This window comes from Streptomyces sp. NPDC054757 (assembly GCF_053612185.1).
This window is the reverse complement of the sequence record NZ_JBSHBW010000025.1, coordinates 63,871-82,847: the sequence shown is the minus strand read 5'-3', so window position 1 is coordinate 82,847 and position 18,977 is coordinate 63,871. Positions and strand designations below refer to the sequence as shown.

The 18,977-nt window shown below is 71.0% G+C and carries 13 protein-coding genes, 1 tRNA gene and 1 other RNA gene; 8 read left to right on the top strand and 7 right to left on the bottom strand.

Features of this window, described 5'->3' with window-relative positions; translation table 11 throughout:
* Nucleotides 1-19: 19 nt before the first annotated feature.
* Entirely contained in the window at nt 20-1,501 is a 1,482-nt protein-coding gene (gene nhaC, locus ACWGKJ_RS26310) for a Na+/H+ antiporter NhaC (protein WP_385026993.1), read from the bottom strand.
* 344 nt (nt 1,502-1,845) lie between these two features.
* A complete protein-coding gene (locus ACWGKJ_RS26305) occupies nt 1,846-2,496 on the bottom strand; it encodes a GntR family transcriptional regulator (protein ID WP_385026990.1) in 651 nt (216 codons plus the stop codon).
* A gap of 188 nt (nt 2,497-2,684) precedes the next feature.
* Here ACWGKJ_RS26305 and ACWGKJ_RS26300 point away from each other — a divergent pair, with 188 nt between their 5' ends.
* The 3 genes from ACWGKJ_RS26300 (at nt 2,685) to ACWGKJ_RS26290 (ending at nt 5,808) form a co-directional block, all read left to right on the top strand.
* Nucleotides 2,685-3,632, top strand: a complete 948-nt coding sequence (locus tag ACWGKJ_RS26300) for an asparaginase (protein ID WP_385026987.1) — start codon at nt 2,685-2,687, stop codon at nt 3,630-3,632.
* 213 nt (nt 3,633-3,845) lie between these two features.
* A complete protein-coding gene (locus tag ACWGKJ_RS26295) occupies nt 3,846-5,081 on the top strand; it encodes a cytochrome P450 (RefSeq protein WP_385026984.1) in 1,236 nt (411 codons plus the stop codon).
* Between the two features lie 133 nt (nt 5,082-5,214).
* The gene (locus ACWGKJ_RS26290; protein WP_385026981.1) at nt 5,215-5,808 is read left to right on the top strand and encodes a snapalysin family zinc-dependent metalloprotease; all 594 of its coding nucleotides are present in this window, start codon (nt 5,215-5,217) and stop codon (nt 5,806-5,808) included.
* Between the two features lie 319 nt (nt 5,809-6,127).
* Here the strand turns inward: ACWGKJ_RS26290 and ACWGKJ_RS26285 are convergent, their stop codons facing one another.
* Nucleotides 6,128-6,886 carry a S1 family peptidase gene (locus ACWGKJ_RS26285; protein WP_385026978.1) on the bottom strand — a complete coding sequence of 253 codons (759 nt, stop codon included), beginning with the start codon at nt 6,884-6,886 and terminating at the stop codon, nt 6,128-6,130.
* Between the two features lie 379 nt (nt 6,887-7,265).
* On the opposite strand from ACWGKJ_RS26285, the gene ACWGKJ_RS26280 reads away from it, so the two are divergent.
* Complete coding sequence (locus tag ACWGKJ_RS26280; RefSeq protein ID WP_385026975.1) at nt 7,266-7,910, top strand: response regulator; 645 nt, start codon at nt 7,266-7,268, stop codon at nt 7,908-7,910.
* 117 nt (nt 7,911-8,027) lie between these two features.
* Here the strand turns inward: ACWGKJ_RS26280 and ACWGKJ_RS26275 are convergent, their stop codons facing one another.
* Complete coding sequence (locus ACWGKJ_RS26275) at nt 8,028-9,509, bottom strand: sensor histidine kinase (protein ID WP_453315827.1); 1,482 nt, start codon at nt 9,507-9,509, stop codon at nt 8,028-8,030.
* A gap of 408 nt (nt 9,510-9,917) precedes the next feature.
* Between ACWGKJ_RS26275 and ACWGKJ_RS26270 the strand changes: the two genes are divergently transcribed.
* Nucleotides 9,918-11,576, top strand: a complete 1,659-nt coding sequence (locus ACWGKJ_RS26270; RefSeq protein WP_453315826.1) for a ricin-type beta-trefoil lectin domain protein — start codon at nt 9,918-9,920, stop codon at nt 11,574-11,576.
* 351 nt (nt 11,577-11,927) lie between these two features.
* On the opposite strand, the gene ACWGKJ_RS26265 is transcribed toward ACWGKJ_RS26270, so the two are convergent.
* The 3 genes from ACWGKJ_RS26265 to ACWGKJ_RS26255 form a co-directional block, all read right to left on the bottom strand.
* Nucleotides 11,928-13,400, bottom strand: coding sequence for a hypothetical protein (locus ACWGKJ_RS26265; RefSeq protein ID WP_385026966.1), 1,473 nt, complete (start codon nt 13,398-13,400; stop codon nt 11,928-11,930).
* Nucleotides 13,401-13,636: 236 nt separating this feature from the next.
* Entirely contained in the window at nt 13,637-14,140 is a 504-nt protein-coding gene (locus ACWGKJ_RS26260; RefSeq protein WP_385026963.1) for a restriction endonuclease subunit S domain-containing protein, read from the bottom strand.
* A 527-nt stretch (nt 14,141-14,667) separates the two neighbouring features.
* Nucleotides 14,668-14,752 (bottom strand) — tRNA-Ser (locus ACWGKJ_RS26255).
* A 73-nt stretch (nt 14,753-14,825) separates the two neighbouring features.
* Between ACWGKJ_RS26255 and ffs the strand changes: the two genes are divergently transcribed.
* From ffs to purD, 3 genes are all read left to right on the top strand, one after another.
* Nucleotides 14,826-14,922, top strand: an RNA gene (gene ffs, locus ACWGKJ_RS26250) — signal recognition particle sRNA small type.
* Between the two features lie 92 nt (nt 14,923-15,014).
* Nucleotides 15,015-17,387, top strand: coding sequence for a DNA polymerase III subunit gamma and tau (locus ACWGKJ_RS26245; protein ID WP_385026960.1), 2,373 nt, complete (start codon nt 15,015-15,017; stop codon nt 17,385-17,387).
* A gap of 262 nt (nt 17,388-17,649) precedes the next feature.
* A complete protein-coding gene (purD, locus tag ACWGKJ_RS26240) occupies nt 17,650-18,900 on the top strand; it encodes a phosphoribosylamine--glycine ligase (RefSeq protein ID WP_385026957.1) in 1,251 nt (416 codons plus the stop codon).
* Nucleotides 18,901-18,977 lie beyond the last annotated feature (77 nt).

Genomic DNA, 18,977 nt, shown 5'->3' with positions numbered 1-18,977 from the left:
CGCCGGACCGGCCACCCCCTCATACGGTGGCCGGCACCGGTTCCCCGGCCGCCCTGGGCACCGGTTCCTGGCGGGCGATGCCGATGCCGGTGTATCCGCAGATCACGGCGATGACCACGCCGAAGTAGTTGAGGAACGCATAGGGCGCGTATGCCATGGTCGCGACGCCCAGGGTCGTGGACATATAGGTGGCGGCCTCGGTCCACGGCACCAGCGGCACGAGGACCGTGCCGGAGTCCTCCAGGGTGCGCGACAGGTTCTTGGGGGCGAGCCCGCGCTCGGGGTAGACGGCGCGGAACGCCTGCCCCGGCACGATGATGGTCAGGTACGAGACCCCCATCGCGAGCGCGGCGCCCACCGAGGACAGCGAGGTGGCGAGGATGATCCCGCCCGTCCTGCGCACCTTGGCGAGCAGCCGGTGCATCAGGACGTCCAGGCAGCCGGTCTCCGTCAGGATGCCCGCGAAGGCGAACCCGGCGAGCCCGATGAGCATGGTCGACGCCATCGACGACATGCCGCCGCGGTTGAGGAGGGTGCCCGCCGCCGCTGACAGGTGCTGCGGGTCGATGCCGCCGTGGCCGCTCAGCATCGACACCGTGAAGCCGGTCGAGGCGGAGGAGCCGATCTGCTGGACGGAGAAGCCCTGGAAGACGGCGCCCAGGACGCACGCGACGACCGAGGAGATGATGATCGTCGGCAGCGGCGGCTTCTTCATGATGGCGCCCACCAGGATCACCGCGGCCGGGAGCAGGAGCAGCAGGTTGAAGTGGAACCCGTGCTCCAGCACGGTCTGCAGGGCCTCGGTGCGCTGGGCGGCATGGCCGTCGGCGTGCTGGGTGCGGCCGAGGACGAGGTACAGGAGGCAGGAGAGCACCGCGGCCGGGCCGGTCGTCCAGAGGAGGTGCCGGATGTGCTCGAAGAGGGTCGAACCGGCCACGGCGGGAGCCAGGTTGGTGGTGTCCGACATCGGGGACATCTTGTCGCCGAAATAGGCGCCCGAGATGATGGCGCCCGCCGTCATGGGCAGGGACACGCCGAGCCCGCCGGCCACTCCGATCAGGGCGACGCCGACCGTGCCGACGGAGCCCCAGGAGGTGCCGGTCACGGTCGAGACGACCATCGTGATCAGGAACGCCAGCACCACGATCCAGGACGGCTGGATGGCCTTCAGGCCCCAGTCGACGATCATGGGGATGGTCCCGCTCAGGGTCCAGGTGCCGATGAGCATGCCGATGGAGATCAGGATCAGCAGCGCCGGCATCGCTGCGTCGATCTTCGACCGTATGCCGGTGAGCATCTCGTCCCAGGTGACACCGAGCCACCGGGCGATGACGCCGGTGACGGCGCAGGAAGCGACGAGAAGGACCACGGGGTCGAGGTCCAGCCAGAGAGTGCCACCGATCATGAGGGCCAGCATCAGCACCACGGGCAGTGCGGCGACGAGCAGTCCGGGGGTACGGCGCTCGCGCGGAGGCGCCACCGCGGCAGAGGGTTCGGTCATTTCGGGTACTCCAGTGGACCGGCGGGGCCGGATGGTTCGGAGGGGGGAATGGGTGTGGGAGGAGGGGTACGGGGTCGGCTGCCTGAGGGCGTCGGGGGCGTCGGGGGCGTCGAGGGCGTCGGGGGCGTGGTGGGGCGAGCCAGGGCACGGACCCACGGCACGGTGACGTACCGCGGAGCGCGGACCGCGCGGCGACGGACCGCGCGGCGATGGACCGCGCGGCGATGGACCGCACAGCACTGCGACGCACGGCACTGCGACGCACGCACTGCGACGCACGCACTGCGACGCACGGCACTGCGTCGCACCGCACCGCACCGCGACGGGACTTGTCCCGTCAGGGGTCAGTCGACGGCCGGGGCGCTTGCCATGTGGGACCGCACCCGGCCGATATGGAGATCCATGAGCGCCGCGGCGCGCTCACCGTCACCGTCCGCCACGGCGGCGGTGATCTCCTCATGGGCGTCCAGGGAGTCGGCCGTGTGGGCCGCCGGGACGTCCAGCGGACTGCGCAGCAGGATGATCTGCTGCTGCACCCGCCACAACTGCTCGGCGATGCGGGGACTTCGTGCGGTGTCCGTCAGTGTCCGGTGGAACTCCAGGTCCAGCCGGTGCACGAAGCGCCGGCCGCCCTGGATGGTCTTCCGTGCCCGTGCGCAGGCCGAGCGCAGCGCCGCGACGTCCTTCTCGTCGCGGCGTTCCGCGGCGAGCCGTGCGGAAGCCGTCTCCAGCGCCGTACGGAGTTCGAACAGGGCCCGTACGTCGTCGGGTCCGGCCGTGAACACCGTGGCCCCGCGGTTGGGGTTGTGTACGAGCAGCCCCTCGCTCACGAGTTGCCGCACCGCCTCGCGCAAGGGACCCCGGCTGGTGCCGAGCTCCCGTGCGAGGACCACCTCGTTGATCCGGGTCCCGGGCCGCAGATGACCGGTGAGCAGCCGTTCGCGCAGCACCTCGGCGATCTGGACGGCGAGGCCGCGTTGCAGAGTCTCACCCACGGGAACGCCTCCTCTGGACCGCCAAGGTGTTGACAGTTGCCAGTTGACAGCCACATTTCCGCAGGTGTCAAGGGTCCTCGGCGAAATCCTTTTCTCCGCTCGAAGGGTTCGACAGGTTGGCCGCCAAGTGATAACTGTCGACAGTTGACTCGAACTGTTGACTCGAACCGGAGAGGCGGACGTAGCTGATGCACACCGTGGTGGCCGAGGTCTGGCGTGGGGATTTCCTGGAGTCCGTGCACCATGGGACGGTCCTCGTGACCGGCCCTGACGGTTCGGAGGTCCTGCGGATCGGGGACGTCGATGCCCCGATGTTTCCGCGCTCTTCCAACAAACCCCTCCAGGCGCTCGGCATGCTCCGCGCCGGGCTCGGCCTCGACGGCGAACTCCTGGCCCTCGGCTGCGCCAGCCACTCCGGCGAGCACATACACCTGGAGGGCGTGCGGGCGATACTCGCTTCGGCCGGGCTCGGTACGGACGCGCTGCGCTGCACGGCCGCCCTGCCCATCGGCGAGGGCGCGCTGCGCGCGTACCTGGCGGGCGGCGGGCAGCCCTCGCCGCTGACGATGAACTGCTCGGGCAAGCACGCCGCGATGCTGGCGACCTGCGTGGTGAACGGCTGGGACACCGCCTCGTACCTCGACCCGCAGCACCCCCTCCAGGTGGTGCTGCGCGAGACGCTGGAGGAACTGGCGGGCGAACGGGTCGCCGCCACCGGGATCGACGGCTGCGGCGCGCCGCTCTTCGCCATCAGCCTGCGGGGTCTCGCGCGGGCGTTCGGCCGCCTGGCCTCGGCGCCGGAGGGCAGTCCTGAACACCGGGTGGCCCGTGCGATGAACACCCACCCGCGCTATGTCGGCGGCACCGGACGCGACGTGACACGGCTCATGGGCGCCCTGCCGGGCTCCGTCGTCAAGGACGGCGCTGAGGGCGTGTACGCGCTCGGCCTGCCCGACGGGTCCGCCGTGTCACTCAAGATCGCCGACGGTTCCCAGCGCTCCCGGCCTGTGGTGATGGTCGCCGCGCTGCGCCGCCTCGGCGTGGACGTCGACGCCGACGAGACGCTTCGGTCACTCGCCACCGCGCCGGTACTCGGCCACGGCGAGCCGGTCGGGGCGGTCCGCCCCACGTTCTGATCTGGCGAAGCCAGTCCGGGCCTGGCCGGGCCTGGCCGGGCCTGGGCGGGTCTGGGCCCGGGTCTGGGTCTGGCCGGGCTTTGCCGGACCTGGCCTGGCCTGCCTGGGTCCGGCACGGCCGGGGCGGGCGTGCCGCCGGTCTGGCATGCCGCCCAAGTCACATCCCCGCAAGCTCCATTGACTCCTGCGGGCCCCGCCCCCACCCTCCCGGGCATGACCGCATCCCCTCAGCCTTCGTCCGCTCCGTCCGCCCGGTCCGCTCCGTCCGCCCCGTTCACCCCCTGCACGGGCGAGAGCTGGCGCGCCCCATGGGAGATGTACGCGGCGCTGCGCGACGCGCACCCCCTCCACCACGTCGCCGACGGGGACTACTGGGTGCTCTCCCGCTACGCGGACGTGCTCGCCGCCGCCCGCGACACCGACCGCTACTCCTCCGCCGACGGCCTGACCCTCACCTACGGCGAGCGCGAACGCCTCGGCATCACCGACGCCGCCCCGATGGTGATGCTGGACCCGCCCGAGCACACCGCGTTCCGCCGGCTGATCACCCGCGGATACACCCCGCGCCGGGTCGCCGCCATCGAACCGCACGTCCGGGCCTTCGTCCGGGCGCGACTGGACCGCATCGCCGATCTCGGCGGCAACTGCGACATCGTCGCCGAACTCTTCAAACCGCTGCCCAGCTACGTCGTCGGCCGCTACCTCGGCGTCCCCGAAGCCGACCGCGCCCACTTCGACGGCTGGACCCACGCCATCGTCGAGGCCAACGCGCTGGGCGACCCGCTCGCCGCCGCCGAAGCCGTCACCAGCCTCTTCGGCTACTTCACCGAGCTGATCGAACGCCGCCGCACCGAACCCGCCGACGACACCGTCTCGGACCTGGTCGGCCTGCTGCCTTCCGACGACGACAGCACCCTGTTACGTATCCTCGGCTTCGCCTTCACCATGGTCGCCGGCGGCAACGACACCACCACCGGCCTGCTCGGCGGCGCCGCCGAACTCCTCACCGCCCAGCCGGGCCTGCGCCGCGCCCTCCTGGACACCCCGGCCCTGCTGCCCTCCGCCGTCGAGGAGTTCCTCCGGCTGACCTCCCCGGTCCAGTGCCTCGCCCGCACCGTCACCGAGGACACCACCCTCCACGGCCGCACCGTCCCCGCCGGCCGCAAGGTCCTCCTCCTCTACGCCGCAGCCAACCGCGACCCGCGCGCCTTCGGGCCCACCGCTCCCCACCCGGACCTCACCCGCGAAGGCCCCCAGCACCTCGCCTTCACCCACGGCCCGCACCACTGCCTGGGGGCCTCTGCTGCCCGTCTGGTCTCGCGTACGGCACTGGAGGAACTCCTCGCCCGCTTCCCGGACTTCGAGGCCGACGCGGCAGCGGGCACCTTCGCGGACGGCAACTACGTCCGGCGGTACGCGTCCCTGCCGTTCACCGCGTCCGGGAGCTGACCGGGAGCTGAACCGATCCGCGCAAATCTCCCCATCCAACTCCCCTCATAAATCGCGTACTTGTGGCACTCAGCCATGACGTGGTGCCCTGGTGGCTCACAGACAACAGACGCCGGCGAGGGGAACGAGTCTCGTGATCAAGCGAATGGCCGCCGTGGCGGCACTGATCCCGGCCATGCTGGGCGTGACAACCGGTGCCGCTTCGGCGCACCCGGCGCCGAAGGCGACCGCTGCGGTGGTCACTCTCACCTACGACGCCAGTGGAGCGGGACAGTGGGCGGGCGCGATCAAGCAAGGCGCGCAGAACTGGAACGCGGCTGAACACCATGTACGCCTTCAGCCGGCGGCCTCGCCCGGTTCGGCCAACTTCGTCTACGTGGCGACCAGCGGCTGGCCCCAGACGACGCTCGGGCCGATCGTCCCGGGCGGCAGGAAGGGCCAGGTGCAACTGGGCCAGGAAGCCGTGGACGAGGGGTACGACATGACCCGCATCGCGGCGCACGAGACCGGGCACATCCTGGGGCTGCCGGACGACTACAGCGGGCCGTGCTCGGAGCTGATGTCCGGCCACGGCCCCGGTACGTCGTGCACCAATGCCAAGCCGAACGCGGCGGAGGCGGCACAGGTCGACCGGAACTACGCGGGCAGCGCGGCCGCGGCGAGCCCGAAGCAGCACCGGATCGTGGTCGACGCCTGGCCCGCACCGGCCCTCGCCCCCGCGCACTGACGGGCTGCCCCCGTCCCCACGCACTGACGGGCGGCCCTCGCCCCCGCGCACTGACGGGCGGCCCCCGTCCCCGCGCACTGACGGGCAGTCGGAACCAGGCAGGACCGGCTGAGCATCTACCGCCCGCACACAGGAGAAGGCCCCCGCCACGACCGTCAGAACCCACGGGAACTCAGGGTCGAGCGGGGGGCTTCTGCGTACCGCCCCGGTCGGGGCCGTCAGCCTGCGGAATCGCTCTCGGGCTGTGCGGCGGGCGGTGCGGACGGTGCGGGACGGGTGCCGACGCAACCAGCCTCCACGCGTACCGGGTTGCCGCCGGTCACTTCGCGGTGGCCCGCTCGATCCAGGCGCGGTGGGCCGTCAGGTCGGTGTAGATGCCGGGGCCGGTGGCGCACTCCGGATCGGCGTCACCGTCGCGGCTGGTCGCCCCGATCAGTTCCCACCGCCCGGGACGGCCCTTGATCTGCGGCCCGCCGGAGTCGAGGATGCACGCCTGCGCGTTCTTGGTGGGGCTGTCGGTGCACAGCTCGTTGGCCGTGTTGTAGTTCTCGCTGCACCGGTCACCGGGGACGATCTCGGTGTCCAGTTCCTGCAGCGTGATCGGGGGGTTCGGGCACTCGCTGCCGTCCTCGCAGGTCATCCCCCAGCCGAGGATCCGGGTCCTGGTGCCCGCCGGACCGGACTTCGCGGCCAGCTTGATGGGCTTCGCGTCCACCGGGTGGTCCAGCTTCATGACGGCCACGTCGTTGCGGAACGGCTCGTAGGAGAACTCCGGGTGCGCGATGACCTTGACGACCTTCGCCGTGGCACCCTTCCTCCGGTCGTGGTCGCCGACCCGTACGGTGAGCTGCTGGGGCTTGACGTTCACCGTGCAGTGCCCGGCGGTTACGATCCAGTCCCGTTTGATCAGGGAGGCTCCGCAGTAGTGATGGCCGTCCTTCTGGATGCTCACCATGAACGGGTACGGCGAGGTGGCATCGTGTCCCCCGATGATCGCTGAAGCCGACGGTGCCGCTGCCATGGTGAGCGCGATCGCCCCCGCCACCGCACACAGTGCCGCCCTGCCGCGCTTGGTCATCTGTCCTCCTGCGTCGCGTTGAAGCCCTCTTGGAAGCCCTCTTGGGTGCTTCTCGGGGTCCGCCCGGCTTCAGGGTCCGAACCTCCGCGTCGGACCCGGCCGGACCGACTCCGTCCAGCCTGTCCCGGCCGGCGCCTTCGGCGCGTCCCCCTCTCCGCCCGGGTGGACTTGCCCGAAAGTCGTACGGCACGCCCGCCGGGGCGTGCTGCGGGACGACCGCGGGGCGGCAACGGCCCGACGGGGGACACGGGTACGCGTGATCCGTGGGGGAGGCAGCCAGACCACTGCGTACGGGGAGTACCGGCGACGGCGGATACCGTGTGCAGGCGGGCAGGCGGGCAGGCGATGTTGACCGTACGCGGACGAGGTGGTGGCGTGAGTGACCGTCAAGGTAGTCCTCCTCGACGACGAGAAGTTGGTGCGCAAGGGCATCCGGATGATCCTCCACGCCGAGCCGGACATCGAGGTGGTCGCCGAGGGCGATGACGGCTCGGTGGCAGTGGACCTGGTGACCACGCACCGCCCGGACGTGGTGCTCACCGACATCCAGATGCCCCGTGTCGGCGGCCTGGAGGTCGCCCGGCAGCTCAACGCACTGCCCGGTCCACCGGCGGTCGCGGTGCTCACCACCTTCGACGTCGACGAATACGTCTACGCCGCACTCCGGCACGGCGCGGCGGGGTTCCTGCTCAAGGACATCTCGCCGCGCGAACTGGCCGACGCCGTACGGGTCCTCGCACGCGGCGACGCGATGCTCTCACCGCGCATCACCACCAGGCTGCTGGCTGTCTTCGCCACGGGTGCGGGCGCCTCGCAAGCGCGATCGCGGATGGCGGAGCTGACCCCCCGCGAGCACGAGGTCGCCGTGGCCGTCGCTCAGGGCCACAGCAACTCCCGTATCGCCGCCGACCTGTCCGTGAGCCAGTCCACGGTCAAGGTCCATCTCAGCCGGATCATGACCAAGCTCGACGCGGCCAACCGCACCCAGGTGGCGCTCATCACCCACGACGCCGGACTGATCTGAACGCCTGACTCCGCGGCAGCATCAGGCCCCGGCAGAGCGGGGTTTCAGGAGACCGGGTTTCCGGCGGAGCGGGATTCCGGCAGAGCGGAGTTCCGGGGGAGCGGGTTTCCAGCAGAGTCAGGCTCCGGCCGCGGACGCTCCAGTTTCGGAAGCTCCCGCCGCGGACGCTCCAGTTGCGGAAGTTCCGGCCGCGGATGCTCCGGTTGTGGACGCTCCGGGCACCGAGGTGGGCAGCGCGGCGTCGAGCCGGAAGCCGCCGTCGCCGGTGGGCCCGGACCCCATGGTGCCTCCGGCCAGCCGGACCCGCTCCATCAGGCCGATCAGCCCGTGTCCCCCGCTGGGCAGCAGTGGCTCACCGTCGGCAGCCGGCTCGGCGTGCCTTTCGGGCGGGCCGTTGACGATCCGTACCCGTACGGTCCGCGGGTCGAAGGCCAGGTGAATCCGCGTCGTGGCGCCCGGGGCGTGCTTGTGCACATTGGTCAGCGCCTCCTGTACGACCCGGTGCGCGGCACGCTCGACCGGCTCCGCCAGCGGCTGCGGCGCACCCTCGACGAGCACGGTGACGGGCAGCCCGGCGCTCCGGGAGCCCTCGGCCAGCTCGGCGATCCTGTCGACGGCCGCGCCGGGGGCGGGCCGCCGCTCCGCCGACGCGGCGAAGTCGTGTGCCGCGGGCCTCGGTTCACCCTCCGCGGCTTCGCTTCCCGCGGATCCGGGCGGCTCCCCGGCTCCGGTGGCCGGGGAGTCGGCCGTACCGCTTCTGAGCAGCCCCAGCATTTCGCGGAGTTCGGTGAGCGCGCGCCGCCCGGCCGTCTGGATGATCTGCGCGGTCTCGCCCGTCACCTCCGGGTCGTGGGCGACAGCGCTGAGCGCGTTGGCGTGTACGACGATCAGGCTCACCTGGTGGGAGACCACGTCGTGCATCTCCCCGGCGATGCGCCGGCGCTCCTGTTCCCGCGCGGCCTCGGCGACGAGCCGCTGTTCCCGCTCGGCGCGCTCCGCCCGTTCGACGAGACCGGCGACCACGGCACGCCTCTGCCCCACGTAGAGCCCCAGCAGCAGCGGCACCAGGCAGGAGAAGACGAAGTTCACCGCGAACCAGGTCACCAGAGTCTGGACACTGGACCACGCTGCCGCGTGCCAGGGCGCGAGGGCCACCAGCCCGACACCGGCCGACGCCCAGACGACCCGGCGGCTGTGCGGGCCGCGACAGGCGCCCTCCGCGTAGTAGGCGAACGGCGTCGTGAAGGCCGAGACCTGGAGGACCTTGGCGATCAGCCCGACGGCGACGACCAGTTCGGGCGCCCGGCGCCGTACGAGCAGCGGCAGCGCGCTCACCGCGGCGAGCAGCAGATTCACCCAGGGAGCGGCCGGTCCCATGGAGGGGTTCTGGGCGCTGATCCACACCGCGAACAGCAGCGCGACCGCCGTCAGCACCAGATCCATGGCGCGCGCGGACAGACGGGGCGAGCGCGGTACGGGCCGCGCCGCGAGGCCCTGCGCCGCACCTCCGTCGCCGGAGGGCAGCAGAGCCCAGCTGCGCAGCGTGTTCCCGAGCCGGTTCCCGGGCTGACGAGTGCGGCTGCGACTGGTGGTTCTCACCCGGCGAGGATAGGTGGTGCCGGATCATGGCAAGCGGCCCGAAGGCCACCACCCCCGTAACGACGTCGCCCCAGCCTCGTACCGCGACGGCCGCCCCCTCCGCAGGGACCGCCCTGCGCCCCCCACGGCCGTACCGAAAGATGGACGTCGGCCGTCTTGCCGAACACCTGCCCCCTCGACACGCTGTGGGCATGACATCCCTGGGCGCCCGCCCCTGTCACGCCTGCCCCTGCCAGGGCGGGCCGGTACACGCCGGCGCCGCGCCCCGGTGATGCCCGTCAGAGGCGGTGTCGAAGCGGGCGAAAGCGCGCCCACCGCCTCCCCTCTCCCCTGGAGGTCGGACGAATGCGCTTGAGTCGGGCAAGACGGTGGCGCGGCGGCTGGAAGAGAACGCTCCAGTTGTTCCCGGTGGTCGCCGTCACGGTGGCGGCCACCCTCGTCGGTTCGCCGCATGCAGCGGCGGCGGTGCCACCGGCGCCGCCGGGATTCACCCTCACCTGGAGCGATGACTTCAACGGTGCATCGGGCACCGGCATCGACCAGAGCCAGTGGAAGTACGACACCGGTCCGGGCAGCACCTTCGGCACCGGTGAGATCGAGACCATGACCAGCAGTACGTCCAACGTCTACCACGACGGCCAGAGCCATCTGGTGCTCCAGGCCCAGCACGCCGGTTCCGACCCCGCGAGCGGCTGGACGTCCGGACGCGTGGAGACCCAGTCGGCGACGTTCGGCGCCCCGGCCGGCGGCGTCGTACGCATGGAGTCGGTCCTCCAGCAGCCCAACGTCACCACCGCCAACGGCGCGGGCTACTGGCCGGCGTTCTGGATGCTCGGCTCGACGCTGCGCTCCGGCGTGACCTGGCCGAAGTCCGGTGAGGTCGACATCATGGAGGACATCAACGGCCGCAGCTCCGATTTCAGCACCATCCACTGTGGCGTGAACCCGGGCGGCCCGTGCAACGAGTCGACGGGCATCGGCTCCGGCGAGCGCGCCTGTGCGGGCTGCCAGACCGGCTTCCACGACTACGCGGTGGAGATCGACCGCTCGGTCTCGCCGGAGCAGGTCAGGTTCTATCTCGACGGGGCCAACTTCTTCACCGTCAAGGCGAACCAGGTCGATGCGACCACCTGGGCCGACGCGATCGATCACCCCTTCTTCATCATCTACGACCTGGCGATCGGCGGTGGCTTCCCGGCCGCGTTCGGCGGCGGCCCGAACGCCGCCACGGTCTCCGGCGGCAAGCTGGTGATCGACTCGGTGGCGGTCTACAACAAGGCGCCCGGGGGCGGTGACGGTTCGGTGACCGGCCGGACGATCACCGGCCCTGGCGGCAAGTGCGTGGACGTGGCGGGTGACGACACCGGCGGTGACGGCACCGCGGTCCAGCTCTGGGACTGCCAGGCGGCGGCGAAGGACCAGCACTGGACCTGGAGCGGCCAGACGCTGCAGACCCTCGGCAAGTGCCTGGACATCGCCGGCGGCAACAGCGCCGGCGGCACCAAGCTCCAACTGGCCACCTGCAACAGCGGCGGCTACCAGAACTGGGTGCGCCAGAGCGACGGCTCCCTGAAGAACCCGGCCAGCGGCCGCTGCATCGACTCCCCGTCCGGCGCCACGGCCAACGGCACCCGCCTCCAGATCTGGGACTGCAACGGCGCTGCCGCCCAGAAGTTCGCCATCGGCACCCCGGTCTACGGTCCCGGCGGCAAGTGCGTGGACGTGGCGGGCGACGACACCGGCGGCGACGGCACCGCGGTCCAGCTCTGGGACTGCCAGCAGGCGACCTCGCTCGACCAGAAGTGGACCTGGAGCGGCCAGACGCTGCAGACTCTCGGCAAGTGCCTGGACATCGCAGGCGGCGTCAACGCCAACGGCACCAAGCTCCAACTGGCCACCTGCAACGGCGCCGGCTACCAGAACTGGACCGCCAACGCCGACGGTTCGATCTCCAACCCGACCACAGGCCGCTGCATCGACTCCCCGTCCGGCGCCACCGCCAACGGCACCCGCCTCCAGATCTACGACTGCAACGGCTCGGCCGCCCAGAAGTTCACCCTGGCCTGAGCCCGGCCCCACCCCTGGTACGCCGAAGGGCCCCACCGCGAACGGTGGGGCCCTTCGGTTGCCCTGCTGGGCCAGTGCGGAGGATACTAGATTCGAACTCGTGAGGGGTTGCCCCCAACACGCTTTCCAACGGTTCGTCCGGGGGTTCCGAGGCGTACGGTAGCGTCCTGACCAGCGGCTCGGTGGGTTCGGGCAGGGGCTCTGAACGAGGGTGTAGGCCGGTGAATGCAACCAGATGAACGCGCCTGATCTGGGCGCATCAATCTCCATGCTGAGGTGGTCGTTCGAGTGGCTTGTGCATCCGCCCGGACCGCTGCTGGTGGTCGGCCCACCAGACCTGGCCGGCCATTGCTATTCGACCTCGATATCCAGGTCGAGCGTCTCCTCCTCGACCGCGAGGTAGGTGTCTGACGTCGCTGCCTCCAGAAAACCCTCCTCGCTGGGGAGCGCGAGACGCGGAGTCAGATCGACGAGGTGCATCCAGGAGCCGCTGTCCCCGCTCGTGAAACCAGCGCGAACAGAGCGCAGCTGATCGTCCCGCTGTTCCGCTCGAACCCTACGCACGTAATCCTGCGCCGCAGCGGCCCTTTCCTCGCGCGCTCGATCGCTCATCTCTCGTTCGCGCCGCCGCGCCATTGTGTCTTCCGGACGCTGAACCTCACGGGGCAGCTCCATCATGTACACGGGCCGTTCTTCTCGGACCCGTGCGATGACGCGACGCTCCGCGTAGGCCAGCTCGCGGCACGCGCCGAACAGACGCCTGGACATCCCGAGCATGAGATCCGTGCCCGGAACCCGTCCCGTCAGCATGTCCAGGCCGTTCTGCTCCCTGATATCCGCGTCCTCGGAATCCGCGGCTACGCGGCGGCGTAGTTCGGCCGTGGGCCGGTCGCTCTCCAATAGCCGGATCGGATCCCTTCGCGTTGTTGCTGCCCCCTCCTCGTGCCTGCCGACTGCCGTGACGCGCAATCCGTCACGGGGCAACGACGACAGCGCAAGATACGTCAGCATGCGCGACCGAGCGAGCTCCAGGAGAGCCTCGTCGTCCTGCAGCGTTTCCTCGTCGGAGATGTTGTCGGGGTCCCCGGGCGGCGGGGCGCCCTCCACGTCGATCATCATGAACAGGCGCCGCTCCAAACTGGTCCCGCACAGCACCTTCTGGTGCGTGACAGGGACGAGGGCGCCGACGTCCAGCTGCTGCGCTCCCTTGATCCTGGGCCCCAGGCCGAGCCGGCGGCTCCCCTTCGCCTCGACTAGCCAGAGTTCTGTTGTGGCCGGGTGCGTGCCGAACAGGTCCGGCAGACTAGGCGCTATGTCCCAGCCGGGCGCTGCGCCTGGTGGGATCGCGCTCTCGGCGTGTGTGGTGGAGCCGAGCCCCATCGTCTGGCAGGCCCACTGGGCCATCGTCATGCCGACGTGGTAGCCGAATGCGGTACGAGTCGAGCTCTCGGTTCCATGGGTGTAGACGACGCTGGGCACGATCTCGCGCCCGGCCCGCACGAGATAAGCGGAGAGGGGGTATCGGCGTGCCCTGATCTCGTGGCGTGCGAGACGGGGCGTAGCGGTGATCCAGGAGCCGATGTCCCGCCCCACCGCGATCGTGGCATCCAGGAGTGCACGCCACGTGGTGCCGACGAGATACGCGCCGTCCGCAGGGATGCCGGTGCCCTGGGGCCAGGGTTGGTGGGCCAAGCCCACCTGCACAGGAGTGGGCCGCGGCGCGGGGGCCAGCGGGGAGCTACGGCGGAGGAACACGGGGACGTCGAAGGCGTCGGGCGCGGACAGCGGAGTATCCACGTTCCCCGCCCAGGCAGGCGGCTGCATGCGCTCACTGTGCCACTGGCTCCCCCAACCGTGAGCGGCAGGGCAGGTGGACTCCAGTGCCCTATGCACGGTCTGAACCAGTATCGACGCTCACTTGGGCGGGGCCCTGGGGCCGACTTGCAGACCTCGCTGTCTACGGCCCGAGAAAGTAGGGGGACGTGGCGGCGTGATTGACGCTTCCCTGTGAAAATGATGCGGAACCGACCGAATTCACATCCGGTCGGGTCCGCATCTTTCTACGCCTCGCCCCGGAGCAAGGGCGGTAGCTCCACGTCCACTGCCAGGTGTTCGAGTTCGGTCAGGGCTCCGCCAAAGTCGGCCGAGAGTGCGAGCATCAGCTCCGACAGGGGCCTGGCTTCCAGCGTGTCCTTGTCGTCGGCCTCGATCGGGCCGATGTCAAGGTCACGCTCGCAGGCAGTGGCGAGGCTGGCGAAACGCGTCAACACACGATGTCCGAGGGTGACGAAAGCTTCCTGGTCGTCCGGGTCTGCAGGCGGGACGGGCACTGGAAGCATCTTGGCCTTGGAGATGCTGATGGAGGCCAGGTTCACCCTCTGCTTGCCGCTGGCTTCGAACCAGGAACGGGCGGCCGAGTTGACGTACCAGCCGTAGAGCTTGGGGTGCGTGGCGTGTTCCTGGATCCGGGCCCGAAAGAAGTGGTTCTGGTGGATGCAGTCCTTGATTCGGCTCGCCCAGATCCAGCCGCGCCCAAGCTTGTCCCGGGCACCGCCCTCGTTCATGAGCAGGTCTCCGTCCTGGAGCCGGAGCTCGGCCGGTTCGTTCAGCGATACGGATCTTCGTGACTCGGGATAGGTCAAGGCGGGCGCGCTGGACGTTGGCGACCCGCAGGTACGGCACCTCGGGCAGCCCGGAGTCATCCCGCCTTTTGAAGCACTTTCTCCAGGAGAGGGGTCTCCTGCGGCGGGCGGACGAGGATCTCACGGAGGGCGTCCTGCGGGTTCGTGAGGACCGGCTCCGTCCCAAGTACCTGCACGGCTGCGGGGGCGAGTGCGGGCGCAAGCTCGGCTACTGCAAGCAGCGCGTCAGGAAGAACGAGGACACGGCGAACACGAAGTCGCGCGACGGCCGCTGCGTCAACGGGGCCCCTGACGAACTCGTTCGGCTGCTGACACTGCACCGAGAGAAGCGGGGCGAAGAGCGAAGGCGGGGCGGCGGAGGAAGGTCCCGAAGAGCCCCGTTGAGACTGTGGACGAGACTGCCAAAGCAGAAGGCCCGGACGGCATACGCGGTCCGGGCCTTCCAGCTGCGGAGGATACGAGATTCGAACTCGTGAGGGGTTGCCCCCAACACGCTTTCCAAGCGTGCGCCCTAGGCCACTAGGCGAATCCTCCGCGGCAAACAATACAAGACGTTGAGGAGTGCTAGCGAACTCGATTCCGACCCGGGGGATCGGCTAGGGTGTGGGTCAGCCCCTCACGTGGCGCTATCTGACTGAACTCCCCCAGGGCCGGAAGGCAGCAAGGGTAGGTTGGCTCTGGCGGGTGCGTGGGGGGCCCTTTGTGTTCCCGGGATGTGTTCCCGGGACCTGGGTCCCTGGATGCCCCGGGCGTTCGGGGGCGTGGGTTGTCGGTGGGCCCCGATAACCTCGTAGATGTGTCGTCCCTTGCGCTGTACCGCCGCTACCGTCCCGAATCGTTCGCCGAGGTCATCGGGCAGGAGCATGTCACTGCCCCGTTGCAGCAGGCCCTGCGGAACAACCGGGTCAACCACGCGTATCTGTTCAGCGGGCCGCGCGGCTGCGGGAAGACCACCAGCGCGCGGATCCTGGCCCGCTGTCTGAACTGTGAGCAGGGGCCCACACCCACACCGTGCGGTGAGTGCCAGTCCTGCCGGGACCTCGCGCGCAACGGGCCGGGGTCGATCGATGTCATCGAGATCGACGCCGCTTCGCACGGTGGTGTGGACGACGCCCGTGATCTGCGCGAGAAGGCGTTCTTCGGGCCGGCCAGCAGTCGTTACAAGATCTACATCATCGACGAGGCGCACATGGTCACGTCGGCGGGGTTCAACGCCCTGCTGAAGGTGGTCGAAGAGCCCCCGGAGCACCTCAAGTTCATCTTCGCGACTACCGAACCCGAGAAGGTCATCGGCACCATCCGGTCGCGTACGCACCACTACCCCTTCCGGCTGGTGCCGCCCAGCACCCTGCGCGACTACCTCGGCGAGGTGTGCGGGCAGGAGGGCGCCCAGGTCGCGGAGGGCGTGCTGCCCCTCGTCGTGCGGGCCGGGGCGGGGTCCGTCCGGGACTCCATGTCCGTCATGGACCAGCTGCTGGCGGGCGCGGGCGAAGAGGGTGTGACGTATGCCATGGCCACCGCCCTGCTCGGTTATACGGACGGCACGCTCCTCGACTCCGTCATCGACGCGTTCGCCTCGTCGGACGGCGCCGCCGCCTTCGAGCTGGTCGACCAGGTCATCGAGCGAGGCAACGACCCGCGCCGGTTCGTCGCCGACCTCCTGGAGCGGCTGCGCGACCTGGTGATCCTGGCCGCCGTGCCGGACGCGGGGGAGAAGGGGCTGATCGACGCCCCGGCGGACGTCGTCGCGCGGATGCAGGCACAGGCCTCCGTCTTCGGCGCCGCGGAGCTGAGCCGCGCGGCGGACCTGGTCAACACCGGGCTCACCGAGATGCGCGGCGCCACTTCCCCGCGGCTCCAGCTCGAACTGATCTGTGCGCGGGTGCTGCTCCCGGCCGCCTTCGACGACGAGCGCTCCCTGCAGGCCCGGCTGGACCGTCTGGAGCGCGGCGGCGCCTTCGTGCCGGGTGGGCAGGGGCCGGCCATGGGGTACGTACCGGGCGCCGAGGCACATCCCACGATGGCCGCCCCGCCCGGCCCGGCTGCTGGATCTCCTCCTGGTCCTGGTGGATCTGCTGGACCTGCGGGGTTCGGCGGACCTGCCGGGCCTGCTGGGCCCGGCGGGCCGGGTGGGGCCGCTGGGGCTGCCGGGCCCGGTATGACGGTGGCGCCCGGCATGGGGCCGGCCGCTGCTCGTGCTGCGGCTCGGGGGGAGGCCGCAGGTACGGACACGGGGGCCGGTGCGGGACAGGGCGCCGGTGCCGGTTCCGCCGGTCCGGCAGGCGCTTCTGCTCCGGCTGGGCCTCCCGCCGCAGCCGCGCAGGCGGCACCGGCTCCGCCGCCCGGTGCTTCCGCGCAGCCGCCCGCCCCCGCCCCGGCCGCCCGGCAGCCCGGCGCCTGGCCGGGTGCGGCCGCGGCCCAGCCCCAGCCGCAGCGCCCGGCCGGAAGCTGGCCGTCCGCTGCCGCTCCGGGGCAGGGGCAGGGGCAGCCCGGGCAGGCGGCCCCTCCGGCCGCGCCCGGAGGCCCGTCGTCCGCGCCGCCCGCCGGGCCCGCGCCCGGTATGGCCCAAGGCGCGGCCCAGGTGCGGAACATGTGGCCCGAGATCCTTGAGGCCGTCAAGAACCGGCGCCGCTTCACCTGGATCCTGCTCAGCCAGAACGCCCAGGTCGCCGGCTTCGACGGGACCACCCTCCAGCTCGGCTTCCCCAATGCGGGTGCCCGGGACAACTTCGCCTCCAGCGGCAGCGAGGACGTACTGAAGCAGGTCCTCGCGGACCAGTTCCACGTCCAGTGGAGGGTCGACGCGATCGTCGACCCCTCCGGCGGTACGCAGCCCCCCGGCGGCAGCGGTCACCCCGGCCCCGGCGGGTCCTCGCCGGCGCCTCAGCGGCCGGCGCCCCAGGGCGGGGCATCCCAGGGCGGAGGCGGTGGGGGCGCGCCCGGACCGGTTCAGCAGCCGCCCGCTCCGGAGCCGCCGCAGCGCCAGCGGCCACAAGCCTTCCGGGAGCCCGAGCCGCCGCCGGTGCCGGACGGACCGCCACCCGTCTCGCTGGAGGACGACACCCCGGAGGACGACGACCCCGATCTGGTCGACTCGGCGCTCTCGGGCCACGATCTGATCGTGCGCGAACTGGGGGCGACCGTGGTGGAGGAGTACACGAACGAGTAGCCGGACCGGATCAGCCGAACCGGATCAGCCGAGCCATCGGACTGTTCGGATCATCTGGATCATCCGGATGAGAGCCGGCACCGGGCGGCCATGCGCGGGCAGCCGGCCGCACACCACGTGCACCACCCCCACCACCCGGGCCACCAAAGCGACACCCGGCCGGGTAGGTGGAGGAACCTACGAAGACCCCGCCCGCCGCTTTGGGTCGCCCGTACAAGGCCCGGCCCGGGTCGGTACCGGTGCGCGGGCTAGGCTTCGTACCGTGAAGGTCCTTGTCATCGGCGGCGGCGCCCGCGAACACGCCCTGTGCCGCTCTCTTTCCCTCGACCCCGAGGTCACCTCCCTGCACTGCGCCCCCGGTAACGCGGGCATCGCGGAAGTGGCCGAGCTGCACGCCGTGGACGCGCTGGACGGCGCCGACGTCGCCCGGCTCGCGACCCGGCTCGGTGCCGGGCTCGTCGTCGTCGGCCCCGAGGCGCCGCTGGTCGCCGGGGTCGCCGACGCGGTACGGGAGACGGGCATCCCGTGCTTCGGGCCGAGCCGGGAAGCGGCGCAGCTGGAGGGTTCCAAGGCCTTCGCCAAGGACGTGATGGCGGGGGCGAACGTCCCCACCGCCCGCGCCTACGTCTGCACCACCCCGGAGCAGATCGATGCCGCGCTCGACGCCTTCGGTGCCCCGTACGTGGTGAAGGACGACGGCCTCGCCGCGGGCAAGGGCGTCGTGGTGACCGACGACATCGCGGCGGCCCGCGCCCATGCGCTGGCGTGCGGCCGGGTGGTCATCGAGGAGTTCCTCGACGGCCCGGAGGTCTCGCTCTTCGCGATCTCGGACGGGGTGACGGTCCTCCCGCTCCAGCCGGCACAGGACTTCAAGCGCGCCCTCGACGGCGACGAGGGGCCCAACACCGGTGGCATGGGCGCGTACTCCCCGCTCCCGTGGGCCGATCCCAAGCTGGTCGACGAGGTCATGCAGACGGTGCTCCAGCCGACCGTCGACGAACTGCGCCGCCGGGGCACGCCCTTCGCGGGGCTGCTGTACGCGGGCCTCGCGATCACCTCTCGCGGCGTACGGGTCATCGAGTTCAACGCCCGGTTCGGGGACCCCGAGACCCAGGTGGTGCTGGCCCGGCTGAAGACCCCGCTGGCCGGTGTCCTGCTGAACGCGGCCAACGGCACCCTCGACACGGTCCCGCCGCTGAACTGGCGCGACGAGGCCGCCGTGACCGTCGTCATCGCCTCGCACAACTACCCGGACACCCCCCGCACCGGTGACCCCATCGGCGGCCTCGACGAGGTGGCGGCCCAGGATGCGCCCCACGCGTACGTTCTGCACGCCGGGACCAGGCAGGACGGCGACGCGGTGGTGAGCGCGGGCGGCCGGGTGCTCTCGGTGACCGCGACCGGCGCGGATCTGGGCGAGGCCCGTGCACGGGCGTACATCGCGCTGGACAGGGTGCGGCTCGACGGGGCGCAGCATCGTACGGACATCGCGGCGAAGGCCGCAGCCATCTGACGGTTTTCCGTCAGCACCTTTACCCAAAGCCATTCCATCGAGTGACGGCTCGCCCATCCGGATGACGCCCGCCGGGA

Coding starts and splice junctions, on each gene's coding strand:
- nhaC (WP_385026993.1), bottom strand. CDS start 1,501: ATGACCGAACCCTCTGCCGCGGTGGCGCCTCCGCGCGAGCGCCGTACC.
- ACWGKJ_RS26300 (WP_385026987.1), top strand. CDS start 2,685: ATGCACACCGTGGTGGCCGAGGTCTGGCGTGGGGATTTCCTGGAGTCC.
- ACWGKJ_RS26295 (WP_385026984.1), top strand. CDS start 3,846: ATGACCGCATCCCCTCAGCCTTCGTCCGCTCCGTCCGCCCGGTCCGCT.
- ACWGKJ_RS26285 (WP_385026978.1), bottom strand. CDS start 6,886: ATGACCAAGCGCGGCAGGGCGGCACTGTGTGCGGTGGCGGGGGCGATC.
- ACWGKJ_RS26265 (WP_385026966.1), bottom strand. CDS start 13,400: ATGCAGCCGCCTGCCTGGGCGGGGAACGTGGATACTCCGCTGTCCGCG.
- ACWGKJ_RS26260 (WP_385026963.1), bottom strand. CDS start 14,140: ATGAACGAGGGCGGTGCCCGGGACAAGCTTGGGCGCGGCTGGATCTGG.